This is a genomic window from Pseudomonas sp. ABa2 (assembly GCF_056676075.1).
Window position 1 is genome coordinate 4,057,201 of the sequence record NZ_CM155239.1, and the last position, 16,934, is coordinate 4,074,134.

The following is a 16,934-nucleotide window of genomic DNA, read 5'->3' on the forward strand; positions in this document are numbered from 1 at the left end:
ACACCCGTATGCAGTTCAATCGAATCGTCAGCCAGCTCGGCCTCGGTGCCAGCCTGCTCGCCGCCGGCACCGCCTGGGCGACCGACAACCAGACCGACTTCGGCCTGGACATCAAGATCACCGCGCAATCGGAAGACGACCGCGACCTCGGCACCCGCGACGGCGGCGACGTCAACGGCATCGGTCTCGACCTGCGCCCCTGGGCCTATGCCCAGCGCGGCGACTGGAGCGCCTTCGCCATGGGCCAGGCGGTGACCGCCACCGACACCATCGAGACCGACCCGCTGCAGCGCGCCGGCGACGACGGCGAAACCGCCGCCAGCAGCAGCCGCAGCGACGCGCGCCAGCCGGACGACAGCTACCTGGCCCTGCGCGAGTTCTGGGTCGACTACAGCGGCCTCACCGCCTACCCCGGCGAGCGCCTGCGCTTCGGCCGCCAGCGCCTGCGCAGCGACGAAGGCACCTGGTGGGACACCAATATCGAGGCCCTGCACTGGCGCTTCGACAGCACCCTGCTGCAGGCCGATATCGGCGTCGCCGAACGCTTCTCCGAGTACCGCACCGACCTCGACGAGCTGGCCCCGGAAGACGAGGACCGCCGCCACTACTTCGCCGGCCTCGCCTACCAGTGGACGCCGGGCCACCGCATCGGCGCCAAGCTGCACCACAGCCGCGACGACGGCAGCCTGCCCAGCGTCGGCGAGCGCATCGACGAGCTGAGCAAGCGCCATACCGGCGACCTCACCTGGTTCGGCCTGCATGCCGACGGCGGCTTCTTCGAGCGCAACTCGCGCAACCGCCTCAACTACTGGGCGCAGATGACCTGGCTCAAGGGCGACACCGACCAGCTGCAGCAACAGATCGTCGGCGATGAACGCCTGGCCAGCGGCTCGCGCAGCCAGGACGTCGACGCCTGGGCGGTGGACCTCGGCCTGCGCTACAGCCTCGACGAGCACTGGAAGATCGGTGCGGCCTATGCCCGCGGCAGTGGCGGCGGCGATGAGGACGAGTCGCGCCAGTTCATGCAGACCGGCCTACACAGCAACCGCGCCAATTTCACCGGCGTCGAATCGCGCCTGCACCGCTTCGGCGAGGCCTTCCGCGGCGAGCTCTCCAACCTGCAGGTGGCCAGCGCCTTCAGCTCCTGGCAGCTGGGCCAGGACTACGACGCCAGCCTGGTCTACCACCGCCTGTGGCGCGTCGACGGCGACCAGGACATCGGCGACAGCGGCGTCGACGCGCCGCTGGTGGCGGGCGAGAAGGACGTCGGCCAGGAGGTCGACCTGGTCCTGACCCGCTACTTCAAGCAGGGCCTGCTGCCGGCCTCGGTGGCGGAACGACTCGACGAGCGTTCGGCCCTGGTGCGTCTGCGCGGCGGCGTGTTCCTGCCCGGCGACGCCTATGGCCGCGGCACCGACTCGGTAATGCACCGCGCCTTCGTCGACTTCATCTGGCGCTTCTAAGGAGAGATCCCATGCCACGCAGGATCAACAAGCGCCTCGCCTTCTGCCTGCTCGGCGCAGGCGCGTTGCTCGGCGCCGTGCAGCTGGCCGCGCCGCCGGCGCTCGGCGCCGAGAGCGAGCACCAGTTCGACTACCGGGTGCGCAGTGCGCCGGCCGAGCCGCTGCACCTGGAAGCGCCGACGCTACCGGATCTGTCCGGCTACACCATGGACGCCGTGCTGGCCAAGATTCCGCGCCAGGACAAGGGCCGCGTGGCGGTGCGGCGCATGCTGCGCCAGGACGCGCTGAAGGACTTCACCGGCGGCAACGAGCGCCTGCGCGAATGGGTCAAGCGCCAGCAGGGCATGCCCCAGGCGATCTTCATCGAAGGTGGCCTGGTCACCGCACAGGACCTGGCCAAGGCCCTGCCCGCCAGCCAGTTCGAAGAACAGCAGCCGGGCGTCTACCTCGCCCGCCTGCCGATCGTGGTCGCCCAGGGCGCGACCCTGCACGTCGGCAAGGAGACCCGCGAGCTGCGCCTGTCGCAGGAACGCGGCGCCTTCCTGGTCAACGACGGCCTGATGTTCCTCACCGACACCCGCGTCACCGCCTGGCGCGAGGCCGACAAGGGCCCGGCCACCTTCCGCGGCGATCCCAAGGAGTTCCGCCCCTTCCTGGTGTCCTGGGGCGGCAGCGAGCTGTACATCGCCGGCAGCGTGCTGACCAGCCTGGGCTATTCGAATTCCAAGTCCTACGGCGTGTCGATCACCCAGTACACGCCGAACATGCATGCCCGCCTCAAGCGCGAGGAGCCGACCGGCTGGCTGATCGATTCGGAGTTCGTCGACCACTGGTACGGCTTCTACTGCTACGAAGCGCAGAACGTGGTGATCAAGGGCAATACCTACCGCGACAACATCGTCTACGGCATCGACCCGCACGACCGTTCGCACGGCCTGATCATCGCCGAGAACAAGGTGTTCGGGACCAAGAAGAAGCACGGCATCATCATTTCGCGCGAGGTCAACGACAGCTGGATCATCAACAACGAGAGCCATGACAACAAGCTCTCCGGGGTGGTCATCGACCGTAACAGCGTCGGCAACCTGATCGCCTACAACCGCGTGCACGGCAACCATGCCGACGGCATCACCATCTACGAGAGCGGCGACAACCTGCTGTGGGGCAACCAGGTGCTGCGCAACCGGCGCCACGGCATCCGCATCCGCAACAGCGAGAACATTCGCCTCTACGACAACCTCGCCGCGCTCAACGAGCTGACCGGCGTGTACGGCCACATCAAGGACCTGTCCGATACCGACCGCGACCTCAAGCTCGATCCCTTCGACACCAAGGTGTCGATGATCATCGTCGGCGGCACCCTGGCCGGCAACGGCTCCAGCCCGATCAACATCGACTCGCCGCTGTCGGTGGAGCTGTACCGGGTCAAGCTGATCGCCCCGCGCAAGAGCAACGGCATCCAGCTCGCCGGCATCCTCGGCGAAAAACAGGAACAGATCCTCGACCTGCTGGTGCGCCAGCGCCAGCCCGTGCTGATCGACCCGATCGATCCCGAGCAGATGACCAATTGACGAGGCCCACCATGATCGTTTCTCCGCTCAAATCCCTCGCCCTGGCCGTGGCCTGCGCCGCCGCCTCCGGTGCCCTGCAGGCGCAGGAGCGCCAGGCGCCGCAATACCAGGTCGAAGACTGCTGCTCGCTGTGCCCCGCCGCGCACGACGCCAGCCGCTACACCAGCAACTACATGAAGAACTTCATCACCCTGATGGACGCCGAGGAAGGCTGGCTGTTTCGCAGCGTGGAAGACCTGCGCACCGAGTTCGGCACCAGCGAAACCGGCTACCAGCGCCTCAAGGAACTGCGCGACGGCCTCAAGCAGCGCGGCGTGGAATTGGTGGTGGTCTATCAACCGACCCGCGGCCTGGTCAATCGCAGCAAGCTCAAGCCCGCCGACTACCAGCGCTTCGACTACGACAAGGCGCTGGCCAACTACCGCCAGGCGCTGGCGCGCTTCGAGCAGCTCGGTATCTGGGTGCCGGATCTGACCCCACTGACCGACGAGGACAGCGACCAGGCGTTCTATTTCCGCCGTGACCAGCACTGGACGCCCTACGGCGCCGAGCGCACCGCACGCCTGGTGGCCGAGACGGTCAAGCGCATCCCCGGCTTCGAAGATATTCCGCGCAAGGAGTTCGTCACCGAGCGCGTCGGTCTGATGGGCAAGACCGGCACCATGCAGAACGTCGCCAGCCAGCTGTGCGGCACCGGCTACGCGGTGCAGTACGTCGATCAGTTCGTCACCGAGCCGAAGGACGCCAGCGATGGCGACGCACTGTTCGGCGAGGCGAGCAGCCCGAAGATCGCCCTGGTCGGCACCAGCCACAGCGGCAAGAACTACAACTTCGGCGGTTTCCTCGAACAGCACCTGGGCGCCGAGGTGCTCAACGCCGCCTTCGCCGGCGGCGGCCTGGAAGGAGCGATGCTCGAGTACCTGGGCAGCGAGGCGTTCCAGAAGGATCCGCCGAAGATCCTGATCTGGGAGTTCTCGCCGCTCTACGACCTGGCCTCGGACAAGATCCACCGCCAGCTGATGGCCACCCTGAACAACGGCTGCAGCGACCAGAGCGCCCTGCTCAGCGCCGAGACGCGCCTGCGCCCGGGCAGCAACGAGGTGCTGGTCAACGGCGAGAACCGCCTGCTGACCCTGGCCGGCACGCGCCATCAGCTCGACCTGCGCTTCAGCGATCCCTCGGTCAAGCGCGTCGACGCTACCGTCTGGTACCTCAACGGCCGCCGCGAGCAACTCAAGCTGGAGAAACCCGACACCGCCGACACCGACGGCCGTTTCGCCTTCGAGCTGCGCGACGAGCCGGGCTGGGGCGAACAGAACTTCTTCGCCCTGGAAATCCAGAAACCCGAAGACAGCGCCGACGACCTCAAGGTCGAGGCCAGCCTGTGCCAGCGCCCGAGCGGTGCCGGCCAGCGGGTGGCCCGCCACGAGCCCAGGAGTTGAGGTTGCCCATGAAGCGATTCGCCCCCGCCCTGCTCGCCAGCCTGCTGTTCGGCGCTCCGGCCTTCGCCGCGCTGCAGCCGCCGCCCGGCTACCTGGCGCCGGTACGGCAGCAAGGCGGCCAGGCGCCCAGCTGCCCGGTGACGCCTGCGCCCTACACCGGTGAGCTGCAGTTCACCAGCAAATACGAGGGTTCAGGCAGCGCCCGCGCCACGCTCAACCGCCAGGCGGAGCAGAACTTCCGCGCGCAGACCGCGCCCATCACCCGCCTGGAAAAGGAAGCCGGGCGGATGATCACCGGCTATATGCGCACCGGTCAGCAGGGGCGCCTGGACTGCGCCATCGACTGGCTCGACCAGTGGGCCAGCGCCGATGCGCTGGCGTCCGAGCAGTTCAACCACACCGGCAAGTCGATGCGCAAATGGGCGCTCGGCAGCCTGGCCGGCGCCTGGCTGCGCCTGAAGTTCTCCGCGTCGCAGCCGCTGGCCGCCTACCCGCAGCAGAGCGCGCGCATCGAAGCCTGGTTCGTGCGTCTGGCCGAGCACACGGTGCGCGAGTGGAGCGACCTGCCGCTGAAGAAGATCAACAACCACAGCTACTGGGCCGCCTGGTCGGTGATGGCGGTGGCCGTCATCGCTGACCGCCGCGACCTGTTCGACTGGTCGGTGGGCCAGTTCCGCATCGCCGCGGGTCAGGTCGACGACCAGGGTTACCTGGCCAACGAGATGCGCCGCAGCCAGCGCGCCCTGGCCTATCACAACTACGCCCTGCCGCCGCTGGCGATGATCGCGGCCTTCGCCGGGGCCAACGGCGTCGACCTGCGCGGCGAGAACCAGGGCGCCCTGCAGCGCCTGGCCGAGCGCGTGCTGCAAGGCGCGCGCGATCCGGCGGCGTTCGCCCAACGCAGCGGCGCCAAGCAGGACATGAGCGAGCTGCGCAAGGACTACAAGTACGCCTGGCTGGCGCCCTACTGCAGCCTCTACGCCTGCAGCGAACAGACCCGCGAACTGAACCGGACGATGGGGCCGTTCAACAGCTTCCGCCTCGGCGGCGAGGTAAGCCAGGTATTTGAAAGCCCGTAGGCGCGGCTTGAGCCGCGAATTTCGCGAACAAGTTCGCGCCTACGGGACGCAGCAAAACAAACCCTCCGCTCGCGGGGGGAAAGGGGGGCGCTGCCCCGGCTATTTTCGGAGAAGCCCGGATGGTCTTTTCGTCCAACGTCTTTTTGTTCCTGTTCCTGCCGATCTTCCTCGGCCTGTACTACCTGTGCCCGAATCGCGGGCGCAATCTGCTGATCCTGGTCGGCAGCTACACCTTCTATGCCTGGTGGCGGGTGGATTTCCTCCTGCTGTTCGCCGCGGTGACGCTGTGGAACTACGTCTTCGCCCTGCGCATCCAGGCCCATGCCGGCACCGAAACGGCACGCCGCTGGGTGGTGGCCGGGGTGGTCGGCAACCTGGCCACGCTGGGCTACTTCAAGTACGCCAACTTCGGCGTGGCCAATATCAACGCCCTGCTCGAATCCTTCGGTCTCGAGCCCTTCGTCCTCACCTCGGTGATCCTGCCGATCGGCATCTCCTTCTACATCTTCCAGTCGATCAGCTACCTGATCGACGTGTACCGCCGCGACACCGAACCGACGCGCAACCTGATCAACTTCGCCGCCTTTATCGCCCTGTTCCCGCAGCTGATCGCCGGCCCGGTGCTGCGCTACAAGGACCTGGCCGACCAGTTCACCGAGCGCACCCACAGCCTCGACAAGTTCAGTGAAGGCGCCACGCGCTTCATGCAGGGCTTCGTCAAGAAGGTGTTCATCGCCGACAGCCTGGCGCCGCTGGTCGATCACTGCTTCGCCCTGGAAAACCCCAGTACCGGCGACGCCTGGCTGGGCATGATCGCCTACACCGCGCAGCTCTACTTCGACTTCTCCGGCTACAGCGACATGGCCATCGGCCTGGGCCTGATGATGGGCTTTCGCTTCATGGAGAACTTCAACCAGCCCTATATCAGCCAGTCGATCACCGAGTTCTGGCGGCGCTGGCACATCAGCCTGTCCACCTGGCTGCGTGACTACCTCTACGTACCGCTGGGCGGCAACCGCCACGGCACCTTCAACACCTACCGCAACCTGTTTCTGACCATGCTGCTGGGCGGTTTCTGGCACGGCGCCAACTGGACCTTCCTGATCTGGGGCGCCTGGCACGGCACCTGGCTGGCCGTCGAACGAGCGCTGGGCGTGAAAGCCGCACCGATTGTGTTCAACCCGCTGAAATGGGCCTTCACCTTGCTGCTGGTGATGCTCGGCTGGGTGATCTTCCGCGCCGAGAATCTGGAGGTGGCCGGGCGCATGTACGCCGCGCTGCTGCCCTTCGGCGACTGGCGCCCGAGCGAGCTGACCCTGGCGCAGATCAGCGGGCTGCAGATGGTCACTCTGGTGCTGGCCTGGGTGGTGATCGCCGTCAACGGCGCCCGCCAGTTCCTTGCCAGCCGCAGCCATGCGCCGGGCCTGACCCTGGCCAGCGCCGGTGTCACCCTGCAGGCCGTCGACCTGCGCATGCTGGCGCTGCGCGGCGCCCTGCTGCTGTTGTTCTGCGCCTCGCTGCTCAAGCTCTCGGCGCAGAGCTACTCCCCCTTCCTCTACTTCCAGTTCTGAGCGGAGGTCAGCCATGAATCGCCCCGTCACCACCCTCTACGTCGCGCTGTTCAGCCTGCTGCTGGTACCCACCAGCCTGCTCGCCCTCGGCGGCCTGGCGGACTATAGGCCGCCCGCCGAACCGCGCGTGCTCGACGGCAGCCTGGCCAAGAGCCTCGAGCGACACTACGACGAGCACTTCCCGCTCAAGCAGGTCGGCATCAACCTGTGGGCGGCCCTGGAATACCTGGCGTTCGGCGAAGGCCGCGCCGGCCTGGTGATCGGCCAGGACGGCTGGCTGTACTCGGACGAGGAATTCGACCCGGTGGTCGATGCTCAACGCCAGCTGCGCGACAACCTGGCACTGATCCGTGGCGTGCAGCGCCAGCTGCAAGATCGCGATATCCAGCTGCTGCTGGCCATAGTCCCGGCCAAGACCCGCCTCTACCCGGAGCACACCGGCGCCCATCAGCCCAGCGCCCTGCAGCGCAGCCTGTATCCGCGCTTTCATCGCGCGGTGCGCAATGCCGGGATCGCCGCGCCGGACCTGCTCGGCCCGCTGCAGGCGGCCAAGAGTGAGGCGCCGATGTTCCTGCGCACCGACACCCACTGGACGCCGGAAGGCGCCGAGGTCGCCGCGCGCGCCCTGAGCGAGGTGGTGCGCAGCGCCGTGCAGCTGCGCGGCGAGCCGCAGGAGTTCGTCACCGAGACCCTGGAAACCCGCGCGCACCAGGGCGACCTGACCCGCTTCCTGCCGCTCGGCCCGCTGTTCGAGAGCCTGCTGCCGAGCGCCGACCGCCTGCAACTGCGCCAGACCCATGCCGCCGGCGGCGACGGCGACGCGCTGTTCGCCGAGACCGACCTGCCGGTGGTGCTGGTCGGCACCAGCTACAGCGCCAACCCGGCCTGGAACTTCGCCGGCGCGCTGCGCCAGCACCTGCAGCGCGATCTGGCCAACCACGCCGAGGAAGGCGGCGGCCCGCTGGTGCCGATGCTCAAGTACCTGCAGAGCGAGGAGCTGAACAGCGCCCCACCGCAGCTGGTGATCTGGGAGTTCCCCGAGCGCTACCTGCCGATGACCAGCGATCTCACCGACTTCGACCCGCAATGGCTCGCCGCCCTGAAAGACGGCGGCGAGCGCCAGGGGCTGGCTGCCGCCAGCCACTGATTCATCCCCCAAGGAGGACTATCCGATGAACACTCAAACCACCCTGCGCCGCTTCACCCTGGGCGCCTGCGCCCTGGGCCTGGGCCTCGGCATGTTCCAGGCCCAGGCCGACGACGGCGCCCTCTACGGGCCCAAGGCACCCAAGGGCTCGGCCTTCGTTCGCGCCTACAACGCCGGCAACGCCGAGCTCGACGTCAACGTCGGCGAGGTGCAGCTCAAGCGGGTCGCACCGCTGGGCTCCAGCGACTTCGAGTACCTGCCGGCCGGCAGCTACCAGGCCCAGGTCGGCAACGCCCGATTGCCGGTGCAGCTGCAGGCCGCCCACTACTACACCCTGGTCAGCCAGACCGGCAGCGCGCCGCGCCTGGTCGAGGAACCGGCGTTCAGCAACAAGCAGAAGGCGCTGCTGCGGGTGCAGAACCTCAGCGACAGCCCGCTCAGCCTGAAGACCGCCGACGGCAAGACCGCGGTGGTCGCCGATGTGCAGCCCGACGGCCGCGGCGAGCGCGAGATCAACCCGGTCAAGGTCGGCCTGGCGCTGTTCGAGGGCGAGCGCAAGGTGGCCGACCTCAAACCCGTGACCCTGGAGCGCGGCGAGGTGGTCAGCCTGTTCGTCACCGGCGCCCAGGGCAAGTTGGCGCCGGTGTGGGTCAAGCGCCCCATCGACGGTTGAGGAAACTCTGAAATAGCCGTCATTCCCGCGCAGGCGGGAATCCAGAGCCTGCGTAGTCCCTGGGCTCCCGCCTTCGCGGGAGTGACGATAAATGGCTTTTTCAGAACTTCCTTAAGGCAACGAGTTTTTTCGAGAACAAGGAAAACGGCGGGCACACGCCGCACCACATGACGCTGGAGCACCTCATGACCCTCATCTCAGGAGACACACCATGACCCCGATCATCCTTTCCGGTGGCAGCGGCTCGCGACTCTGGCCGCTCTCGCGCAAGCAGTATCCCAAGCAGTTCCTCGCCCTCACCGGCGAGCACACGCTGTTCCAGCAGACCCTGCAGCGCCTCTCCGTCGAGGGCATGCAGCCGCCGGTGCTGGTGGCCAACCTGGAGCACCGCTTCATCGTCCAGGAACAGCTGCAGCAGATCGGCCAGCAGGCGCAGCTGCTGCTGCTCGAACCCTTCGGCCGCAACACCGCGCCGGCGGTGGCCATGGCCGCCCTGCAGCTGATCGCCGAGGGCCGTGACGAGCTGATGCTGGTGCTGCCGGCCGACCACGTGCTGGACGACCAGCAGGCCTTCAGCCAGGCCCTGGCGCTGGCCACCATGGCCGCCGAGAAGGGCGAGATGGTGCTGTTCGGCGTACCGGCCGACCGCCCCGAGACCGGCTACGGCTATATCCGCGGCGGCGTCGATGCGCAGCTGCCGGACGGCGTGGCGCGGGTCGCCCGCTTCGTCGAGAAGCCCGACGCCGAGCACGCCGCCGAATACGTGGCCAGCGGCGACTACTACTGGAACAGCGGCATGTTCCTGTTCCGCGCCAGCCGCTTCCTCGAGGAGCTCAAGCGGCACGACGTGGACATCTACGACACCTGCCTGCTGGCCCTGGAGCGCAGCCAGCGCAAGGACGCGGAAATCAGCATCGACCCTGCCACCTTCGCCTGCTGCCCGGACAACTCCATCGACTACGCGGTGATGGAGAAGACCACCCGCGCCTGCGTGGTGCCGCTGGCCGCCGGCTGGAACGACGTCGGCAGCTGGTCGTCGATCTGGGAAGTGCACGACAAGGACGCCGCCGGCAACGTCACCAAGGGCGACGTGCTGCTCGAGGACAGCCGCAACTGCCTGGTGCACGGCAACGGCAAGCTGGTCTCGGTGCTCGGCCTGGACGACATCGTCGTGGTGGAAACCAAGGACGCCATGATGGTGGCGCACAGGGACCGCGTGCAGGACGTCAAGAAGCTGGTGGGCAGGCTCGACGCCCAGGGCCGCAGCGAGACCCAGAACCACTGCGCCGTGTACCGCCCCTGGGGCTCGTACGACTCGGTGGACATGGGCGGGCGCTTTCAGGTCAAGCACATCACCGTCAAGCCGGGGGCGCAGCTGTCGCTGCAGATGCACCACCACCGCGCCGAGCACTGGATCGTGGTGTCCGGCACGGCCAAGGTGACCTGCGACGACCGCGAGTTCCTGCTCACCGAGAACCAGTCCACCTACATCCCGATGACCTCGGTGCACCGCCTCTCCAACCCGGGCAAGATCCCGCTGGAGATCATCGAGGTGCAGTCCGGCACCTACCTGGGCGAGGACGATATCGAGCGCCTGGAGGACGTCTACGGCCGCAGCGATGCCGCGGTCATCAGCGCACATTGAGCCGCCGTAGTCCGGACGCAATCCGGGGCCCCGCCGCCGAGCCCCCCGGATTGCATCCGGGCTACGCCCCTGTCACAGCTTGAGACAGCCCCTGCGGTTACCCTGACAAACCGCCTTGTGTAGGATGAGGGCAGACTTTTCCAAGGCTGCCCCCATGCTGATCGGTGTCCTGCTCGTCGTCTCCTGGCTGATCCTGCTGATCCGCTACCCGCTCAAGGCCCTGCCGATCTCCATGGCGGCGCTGGCCGGCCTGGCCCTGGTCGCCAGCTGGGTGCTCTGGCAGGAAAACCGCGATGCCCGCTACCTCGCCCACCTGGAACTGCGCCTGCGCTACGATCCGCAGCAGTGCCCGGCCGACCGGCCGTTGTTCGTCACGCTGAAGAACGGCAGCGACGCCGCCCTGCTGGAACTGCGCTGGGAAGTCGCCGCCTACCGCCCCGGCAACGCCACCAACCTGGCTCAGCGCCTGTACGAATCGCCGCGCTACAGCGGCCCCGGCGAACTGCTGCCTGGCGCCAGCTGGAACGACTGCCTGCCGCTGCCCGACCTGCGCAGCGGCTACAGCCCGGCTACCCTGGAGTTTCGCGCCGAGCGCCTGCAGGGCCAGTTCGTCCGTTGAGCCCCGAGCTGCGCCGCGCATACCGATAACCCGCTACAAGGAAGACCGCCGCATGTCCCAAGCCAATGTCCTGATCACCGGTTGCTCCAGCGGCATCGGCCGCGCCCTGGCCGACGCCTTCCAGGCCGCCGGTTACCGCGTCTGGGCCACCGCGCGCAAGGACGGCGACCTGGCGGCGCTGCAGCAGGCCGGCTTCCAGGCGGTGCAGCTGGACGTCAACGACGGCGAGGCCCTCGAACGCCTGGCCAGCCGCCTGAACGAGGAGATCGGCGGCCTCGAGGTGCTGATCAACAACGCCGGCTACGGCGCCATGGGCCCGCTGCTCGACGGCGGCGTTCAGGCCATGCGCCAGCAGTTCGAGACCAACGTGTTCGCCGTGGTCGGCGTGACCCGCGCCATGTTCCCGCTGCTGCGTCGCAGCCGCGGCCTGGTGGTGAATATCGGCAGCGTCTCCGGCGTGCTGGTCACCCCCTTCGCCGGCGCCTACTGCGCCTCCAAGGCGGCGGTGCACGCGCTGACCGACGCCTTGCGCCTGGAGCTGGCGCCCTTCGCCATCGAGGTGATGGAGGTGCAGCCCGGCGCCATCGCCTCCAGCTTCGGCGCCAACGCCAGCCAGCAGGCCGAAGCACTGATCCGCCAGGACTCGCCCTGGTGGCCGCTGCGCGACGGCATCCGCGCCCGCGCCGGCGCCTCGCAGGACAACCCCACCCCGGCCGAGGCGTTCGCCGCGCAACTGCTCGCCGCCGTGCAGCGCGACAAACGCCCGCGCCTGCTGCGCCTGGGCAACGGCAGCCGCGCCCTGCCGCTGCTCGCCGCGCTGCTGCCCGGCGCCCTGCTGGACCGGGTGCTGAGCAAACGCTTCGGCCTGGCCCGCAGCCTGTGAGCGGCGCCGTGCAACTGCGCTACTACGCCCTCGGCGGGGTGCTCGCGGCGGTGCTGCTGAACCTGCTGCTGCGCACCTTCGTGCGCCTCGGCGGGGTGCTGACCACCCTGCTGATCGCCGCCGCCATCGCCGCCGGCCTGGCGCTGCTGTTCCACTGGCGCGAAGGGCGCGCGCCGAGCAACGCCGAACGCTGGCGCTTCACCGCGCTCTACGGCGGCCTGCTGGCGCTGCTCTACCTGGGCCTGCTGGCGATGATGGCCCTGCAGGACACCCCCAGTCCCATGGGCCTGTTCCTGTTCAGCCTGCACTACCTGTGCTACCCGCTGCTGGCCTGGCTGGCCTTCTCGCCGCGCCACGGCCGCTGATTCCTGGTCAGGACGACACCCATGCTGCATACCCTCGCCGTCGCCAACTACCGCTCGATCAACAGCCTGGTGCTGCCGCTGGGCCAACTCAACCTGATCACCGGCGCCAACGGCAGCGGCAAGTCCAATCTCTACCGCGCCCTGCGCCTGCTGGCGGAAACCGCCCAGGGCGGGGTGGTCAATGCGCTGGCCCGAGAGGGCGGGCTGGAGTCGAGTTTCTGGGCCGGGCCGGAGCAGATTTCCCGGCGCATGCGCAGCGGCGAGGTGCCGGTGCAAGGCGGCCCACGGCAGCACGCGATGCGTCTGCGCCTGGGCTTTGCCGGCGAGGATTTCGGCTATGCGATATCCCTCGGCCTGCCCGAGCCGAGCCGCTCGGCCTTCGCCCTCGACCCGGAGATCAAGCGCGAATGTATCTGGGCCGGCGCCAGCTACCGCCCCGCCTCGTTGCTGGTGGATCGTGCCGGACCACTGGTACGCCTGCGCGAAGGCCGCAGCTGGCAGGTGCTGGCCCAGCACCTGCCGAGCTACGACAGCCTGTTCGACCAGATCGGCAACGACCCGAGCTGCCCGGAAGTCTTCCAGCTACGCGAAACCATCCGCCGCTGGCGTTTCTACGATCACTTTCGCAGCGATGCCGACGCACCCGCGCGCCAGCCGCAACTGGGCACGCGCACACCGGTGCTGCACCACGACGGCCGCGACCTGGCCGCGGCGCTGCAGACCATCCGCGAGATCGGCGACCGCGCCGCGCTGGATGCCGCCATCGACGACGCCTTTCCCGGCAGCCGCCTGCACATCGACTTCCAGCCGGGCGGCCGTTTCGCCGTCGAGCTGCGCCAGGAAGGCCTGCTGCGCCCCTTGAGCGCCGCCGAGCTGTCCGATGGCACCCTGCGCTACCTGCTGCTGGTGGCCGCCCTGCTCACCCCGCGGTCGCCATCGCTGATGGTGCTCAACGAACCGGAAACCAGCCTGCACCCGGATCTGCTGCCCGCGCTCGGCCGCCTGATCATCGCCGCCTCGCAGCACACCCAGGTGTGGGTGGTGTCCCACGCCAGCCGCCTGATCGCCACGCTCAAGCAAAGCCCGGCGTGCAACGCCCTGGAGCTGGACAAAGCGCTGGGCCAGACCGGCATCCGCGGTCAGGGCCTGCTGGACGAACCGGCCTGGCACTGGCCGGATTGACTCATAGTGGGTGGGAGGCGCTCGCATAGCCCGGATGACATCCGGGCTACCACGAAAAAGTCCCGCCATCTCGCGATGCCGGGGCTTTGTCCACAACCGGAGCTCAATGCCCGTCGAGATAACGCTCGACATCCAGCGCGGCCATGCAGCCGGCACCGGCCGAAGTGATCGCCTGGCGATAGACCGAGTCGGCCACGTCGCCGGCGGCGAACACGCCGGGGATGCTGGTGGCGGTGGCGTTGCCCTCGCGCCCGCCGTTGACCACCAGATAACCGTCCTTGAGCGCCAGCTGGCCCTCGAACAGGCTGGTGTTGGGGGTGTGGCCGATGGCGACGAACAGGCCGTCCACGGCCAGCTCGCTGCTGGCGCCGTCCTGGTGCTTGAGGCGCACGCCGGTGACGCCGCCGGCATCGCCCAGCACCTCGTCCACCTCGGCATTCAGGCGCAGCTCGATCTTGCCCTCGGCGATCCGCGCGCGCAGCTTGTCCTGCAGGATCTTCTCGGCGCGGAAGGTCTCGCGGCGGTGGATCAGGGTCACCTTGCTGGCGATATTGGCCAGGTACAGCGCCTCCTCCACCGCGGTATTGCCGCCGCCGACCACCGCCACCGGGCGACCGCGGTAGAAGAAGCCGTCGCAGGTGGCGCAGGCCGACACGCCCTTGCCCATCAACGCCGCCTCGCTGGGCAGCCCCAGGTAACGGGCGCTGGCGCCCGTGGCGATGATCAGCGCGTCGCAGCTGTAGATGGCGCTGTCGCCGACCAGGGTGAAGCGCGGTCCGACCAGGTCCACCGCGTTGATATGGTCGAAGACGATCTCGGTCTCGAAGCGCTCGGCGTGTTCCTGCATGCGCTGCATCAGCGCCGGGCCGGTGAGGCCGTGGGGATCGCCCGGCCAGTTGTCCACTTCGGTGGTGGTGGTCAGCTGGCCGCCGGCCTGGATGCCGGTGATCAGCAGCGGCTTGAGATTGGCCCGCGCCGCGTACACCGCGGCGCTGTAACCGGCCGGCCCGGAACCCAGAATGATGACGCGGGCATGGCGAATGGCAGACATCGACGACTCCTCCCGGCAGCTGCGCCGGCTGAGATAAGAACGGGCTCCCGAGCACGTGGGGAAGGCTGACGCAGGGGGAGCCCGGCAAAGTGTGAAACTGGTCGCCAGGCTAGCGAGCGCTCGGCGCGAGCGGAAATACCCATTGCCAATGCGCGGCATAGAGCCCCGCTATCGACCGGAAGGATCGCCCGCCCTGGCTATACTGGGCCCATCGACTTCAGGGACGAATGCCGTCATGACCCTGCGCACCCGCCTGTTCTCGCTGTTCGCCCCCCTGCTGGTGCTAACCCTGCTGGCCGTCTACGGCCTCTCCGAGCGCCTGCTGCTGAGCCGCTTCGACCAGCAGGACAACCTGCGCCTGCAGGCCGAGGCGCACAAGGCGCATGCCCTGCTGCTCGCCCATATCCACCGCACCAGCAGCCTGCTGCGCAGCTATGCCTGGTGGGACGGCAGCTACGAGCTGCTGCTCGGCGAAGGCGACCGCAGCCGCTTCCTGCGGCGCAACCTCGACCCCGGGCAACTGGCCAACCTCGACTTCGACTTCATGGTGCTGCTCGACGACCGCGGCCAGGTGGTGGTCGAACAATGGGCGCCGCCGGACCTGCTCGACATGCTCCCGGTCGGCGGCGAGCGCCCGCGCAGCATCGCCAGCCTGCGCCGCGACATCCTCGCCCGCAGCCAGCGCCTGGGCCTTTTGCAGCACGGCGGCGATGCGCAGTTCCAGTCCGGCCAGCTGCTGCTGGTGCAGGGCGTGCCGCAGCTGCTGACGGTCAGCGCGGTGAGCAACAGCCAGGGCAGCGCCGAGGCCATCGGCAGCCTGCTGGCCGGCTATTTCTTCGACGGCGCACGCCAGGAGAACCTGCAGCTGCGCACCCTCGGCGACCTGCGCCTGCTGCCGCCCGTGGAGATGGACGACGACTGGCAACGCCTGGCCCTGCCCGCCGACACCCCGCTGCCGCAGGGCTGGCTCAGCCCGCGCAGCCTGCTCGACGCGCAGCGTCAGCGCATCGAGCTGCAATCGGCCAACAGCCTCGGCGAGCCGGAACTGCGCCTGCAGCTGACCGGCGAGCGCATCAACTTCCGCAAGGGCGGCGAGGCCATCCACTTCTTCCTCGGTCTCAGCCTGGCGATCGCCCTGGCGGCGGCGCTGCTGGTGTACATCGGCCTGGAGTTCTGGGTGCTGCGCCGCCTCGGCCGGCTCAATGGCGAGATCGCCGCCATCGGCGACCAGGCCCGCCTGCCGCGGGTCGGCGACCTCGGCCGCGACGAGCTGGGCGCGCTCAGCACCGGCCTCAACCAGATGCTCGAGCGCCTGGAACAGAGCGAGGCGCGCGACCGCGTGGTGCTCGACGCGATCCACGACGGCTACTTCGAGGTGGACGCCGAGGGCCGCCTGCAGCGTTTCAACCGCGCCCTGGAGCGCCTGCTCGGCTACCGCGACGACCAGCTGCTGCACCGCCCCTTCGTCGAGCTGCTGGCCGGCGACGAGGTCGAGCGCGCCCGCCAGCTGTTCCAGCAGGCGCGCGACGACGCCAGCCGCGACACCTTCAACGCGCGCTTTCGCCGCGGCGACGGCCAGACGCTGGACTGCGAGGCACGGGTCAGCGCCATCCGCGAGCGCGGCGGCGCCTTGCTCGGCTACCGCGGCATCCTGCGCGACGTCAGCGAACGCATGGCCTACCAGCGCCACCTGCACGACCTGGCCTACCGCGACCCACTCACCGGCCTGGGCAACCGCAAGGCGTTCAACGAACAGCTGCAGCACGACCTCGACCAGGCGCTGAGCGGCAACGCCGGCCCGCTGGCCCTGCTGTTCATCGACCTGGACCACTTCAAGCAGGTCAACGACCAGTTCGGCCACGACGCCGGCGACGCCCTGCTGGCGGCCATCGCCGCGCGTCTGCAGCACGGCCTGCGCCAGCCCGGCAAGCTGTACCGCCTGGGCGGCGACGAATTCACCCTGCTGCTCGCCGGCGCCAGCGCCGAGGCCGCGCAGGCCCTGGGCGAGCGTCTGCTGGCCAGCCTCGGCGCGCCGTTCGACATACTCGGCGAGCGCATCGACTTCGTCACCCCGAGCATCGGCATCGCCCTCTGCCCGCTGCACGCGGGCGAGGCCGAGGCGCTGATCAAGGCCGCCGACAGCGCCATGTACCTGGCCAAGCGCAAGCGCAACCAGGTGGTGCTGTACCAGCCGCAGGCCAGCACGGCGGAGCCATGAACCGCTGAACTTTCGCCGCCCCGGC

Annotated in this window: 14 protein-coding genes; 13 read left to right on the top strand and 1 reads right to left on the bottom strand. The window is 68.7% G+C overall.

Going from position 1 to position 16,934, the window contains the following annotated elements; all coding sequences use genetic code 11:
- The first annotated feature begins 8 nt into the window (after positions 1-8).
- From AC1G9C_RS19845 to AC1G9C_RS19900, 12 genes are all read left to right on the top strand, one after another.
- Positions 9-1,463, top strand: coding sequence for an alginate export family protein (locus AC1G9C_RS19845; RefSeq protein WP_480408574.1), 1,455 nt, complete (start codon positions 9-11; stop codon positions 1,461-1,463).
- Positions 1,464-1,474: 11 nt separating this feature from the next.
- Positions 1,475-3,034 carry a mannuronan 5-epimerase AlgG gene (gene algG, locus AC1G9C_RS19850; protein ID WP_480408575.1) on the top strand — a complete coding sequence of 520 codons (1,560 nt, stop codon included), beginning with the start codon at positions 1,475-1,477 and terminating at the stop codon, positions 3,032-3,034.
- Between the two features lie 11 nt (positions 3,035-3,045).
- The gene (locus AC1G9C_RS19855) at positions 3,046-4,476 is read left to right on the top strand and encodes an alginate O-acetyltransferase AlgX-related protein (RefSeq protein ID WP_480408576.1); all 1,431 of its coding nucleotides are present in this window, start codon (positions 3,046-3,048) and stop codon (positions 4,474-4,476) included.
- An 8-nt stretch (positions 4,477-4,484) separates the two neighbouring features.
- The gene (locus tag AC1G9C_RS19860) at positions 4,485-5,555 is read left to right on the top strand and encodes a mannuronate-specific alginate lyase (protein ID WP_480408577.1); all 1,071 of its coding nucleotides are present in this window, start codon (positions 4,485-4,487) and stop codon (positions 5,553-5,555) included.
- A 119-nt stretch (positions 5,556-5,674) separates the two neighbouring features.
- Positions 5,675-7,126, top strand: a complete 1,452-nt coding sequence (locus tag AC1G9C_RS19865) for an MBOAT family O-acyltransferase (RefSeq protein WP_480408578.1) — start codon at positions 5,675-5,677, stop codon at positions 7,124-7,126.
- A 13-nt stretch (positions 7,127-7,139) separates the two neighbouring features.
- The gene (locus tag AC1G9C_RS19870; protein WP_480408579.1) at positions 7,140-8,273 is read left to right on the top strand and encodes an alginate O-acetyltransferase; all 1,134 of its coding nucleotides are present in this window, start codon (positions 7,140-7,142) and stop codon (positions 8,271-8,273) included.
- Between the two features lie 25 nt (positions 8,274-8,298).
- A complete protein-coding gene (locus tag AC1G9C_RS19875; RefSeq protein WP_480408580.1) occupies positions 8,299-8,946 on the top strand; it encodes an alginate O-acetyltransferase AlgF in 648 nt (215 codons plus the stop codon).
- 211 nt (positions 8,947-9,157) lie between these two features.
- Complete coding sequence (locus AC1G9C_RS19880; protein WP_480408581.1) at positions 9,158-10,591, top strand: mannose-1-phosphate guanylyltransferase/mannose-6-phosphate isomerase; 1,434 nt, start codon at positions 9,158-9,160, stop codon at positions 10,589-10,591.
- A 154-nt stretch (positions 10,592-10,745) separates the two neighbouring features.
- Positions 10,746-11,210 (top strand): hypothetical protein, encoded by a 465-nt coding sequence (locus tag AC1G9C_RS19885; protein WP_021443312.1) that lies wholly within the window; start codon positions 10,746-10,748, stop codon positions 11,208-11,210.
- Between the two features lie 52 nt (positions 11,211-11,262).
- On the top strand, positions 11,263-12,093 hold the full coding sequence (locus tag AC1G9C_RS19890) for an SDR family oxidoreductase (RefSeq protein ID WP_480408582.1): 831 nt from the start codon (positions 11,263-11,265) through the stop codon (positions 12,091-12,093).
- Positions 12,090-12,458 carry a hypothetical protein gene (locus tag AC1G9C_RS19895; protein ID WP_122108270.1) on the top strand — a complete coding sequence of 123 codons (369 nt, stop codon included), beginning with the start codon at positions 12,090-12,092 and terminating at the stop codon, positions 12,456-12,458. Before AC1G9C_RS19890 ends, AC1G9C_RS19895 begins: the two co-directional genes overlap by 4 nt.
- Positions 12,459-12,479: 21 nt before the next feature.
- Positions 12,480-13,640 (top strand): AAA family ATPase, encoded by a 1,161-nt coding sequence (locus AC1G9C_RS19900; RefSeq protein WP_480408583.1) that lies wholly within the window; start codon positions 12,480-12,482, stop codon positions 13,638-13,640.
- Positions 13,641-13,743: 103 nt separating this feature from the next.
- On the opposite strand, the gene trxB is transcribed toward AC1G9C_RS19900, so the two are convergent.
- The gene (gene trxB, locus AC1G9C_RS19905) at positions 13,744-14,691 is read right to left on the bottom strand and encodes a thioredoxin-disulfide reductase (protein WP_021444336.1); all 948 of its coding nucleotides are present in this window, start codon (positions 14,689-14,691) and stop codon (positions 13,744-13,746) included.
- A gap of 235 nt (positions 14,692-14,926) precedes the next feature.
- Between trxB and AC1G9C_RS19910 the strand changes: the two genes are divergently transcribed.
- On the top strand, positions 14,927-16,909 hold the full coding sequence (locus AC1G9C_RS19910; protein ID WP_480408584.1) for a sensor domain-containing diguanylate cyclase: 1,983 nt from the start codon (positions 14,927-14,929) through the stop codon (positions 16,907-16,909).
- The last annotated feature ends 25 nt before the right edge of the window (positions 16,910-16,934 follow it).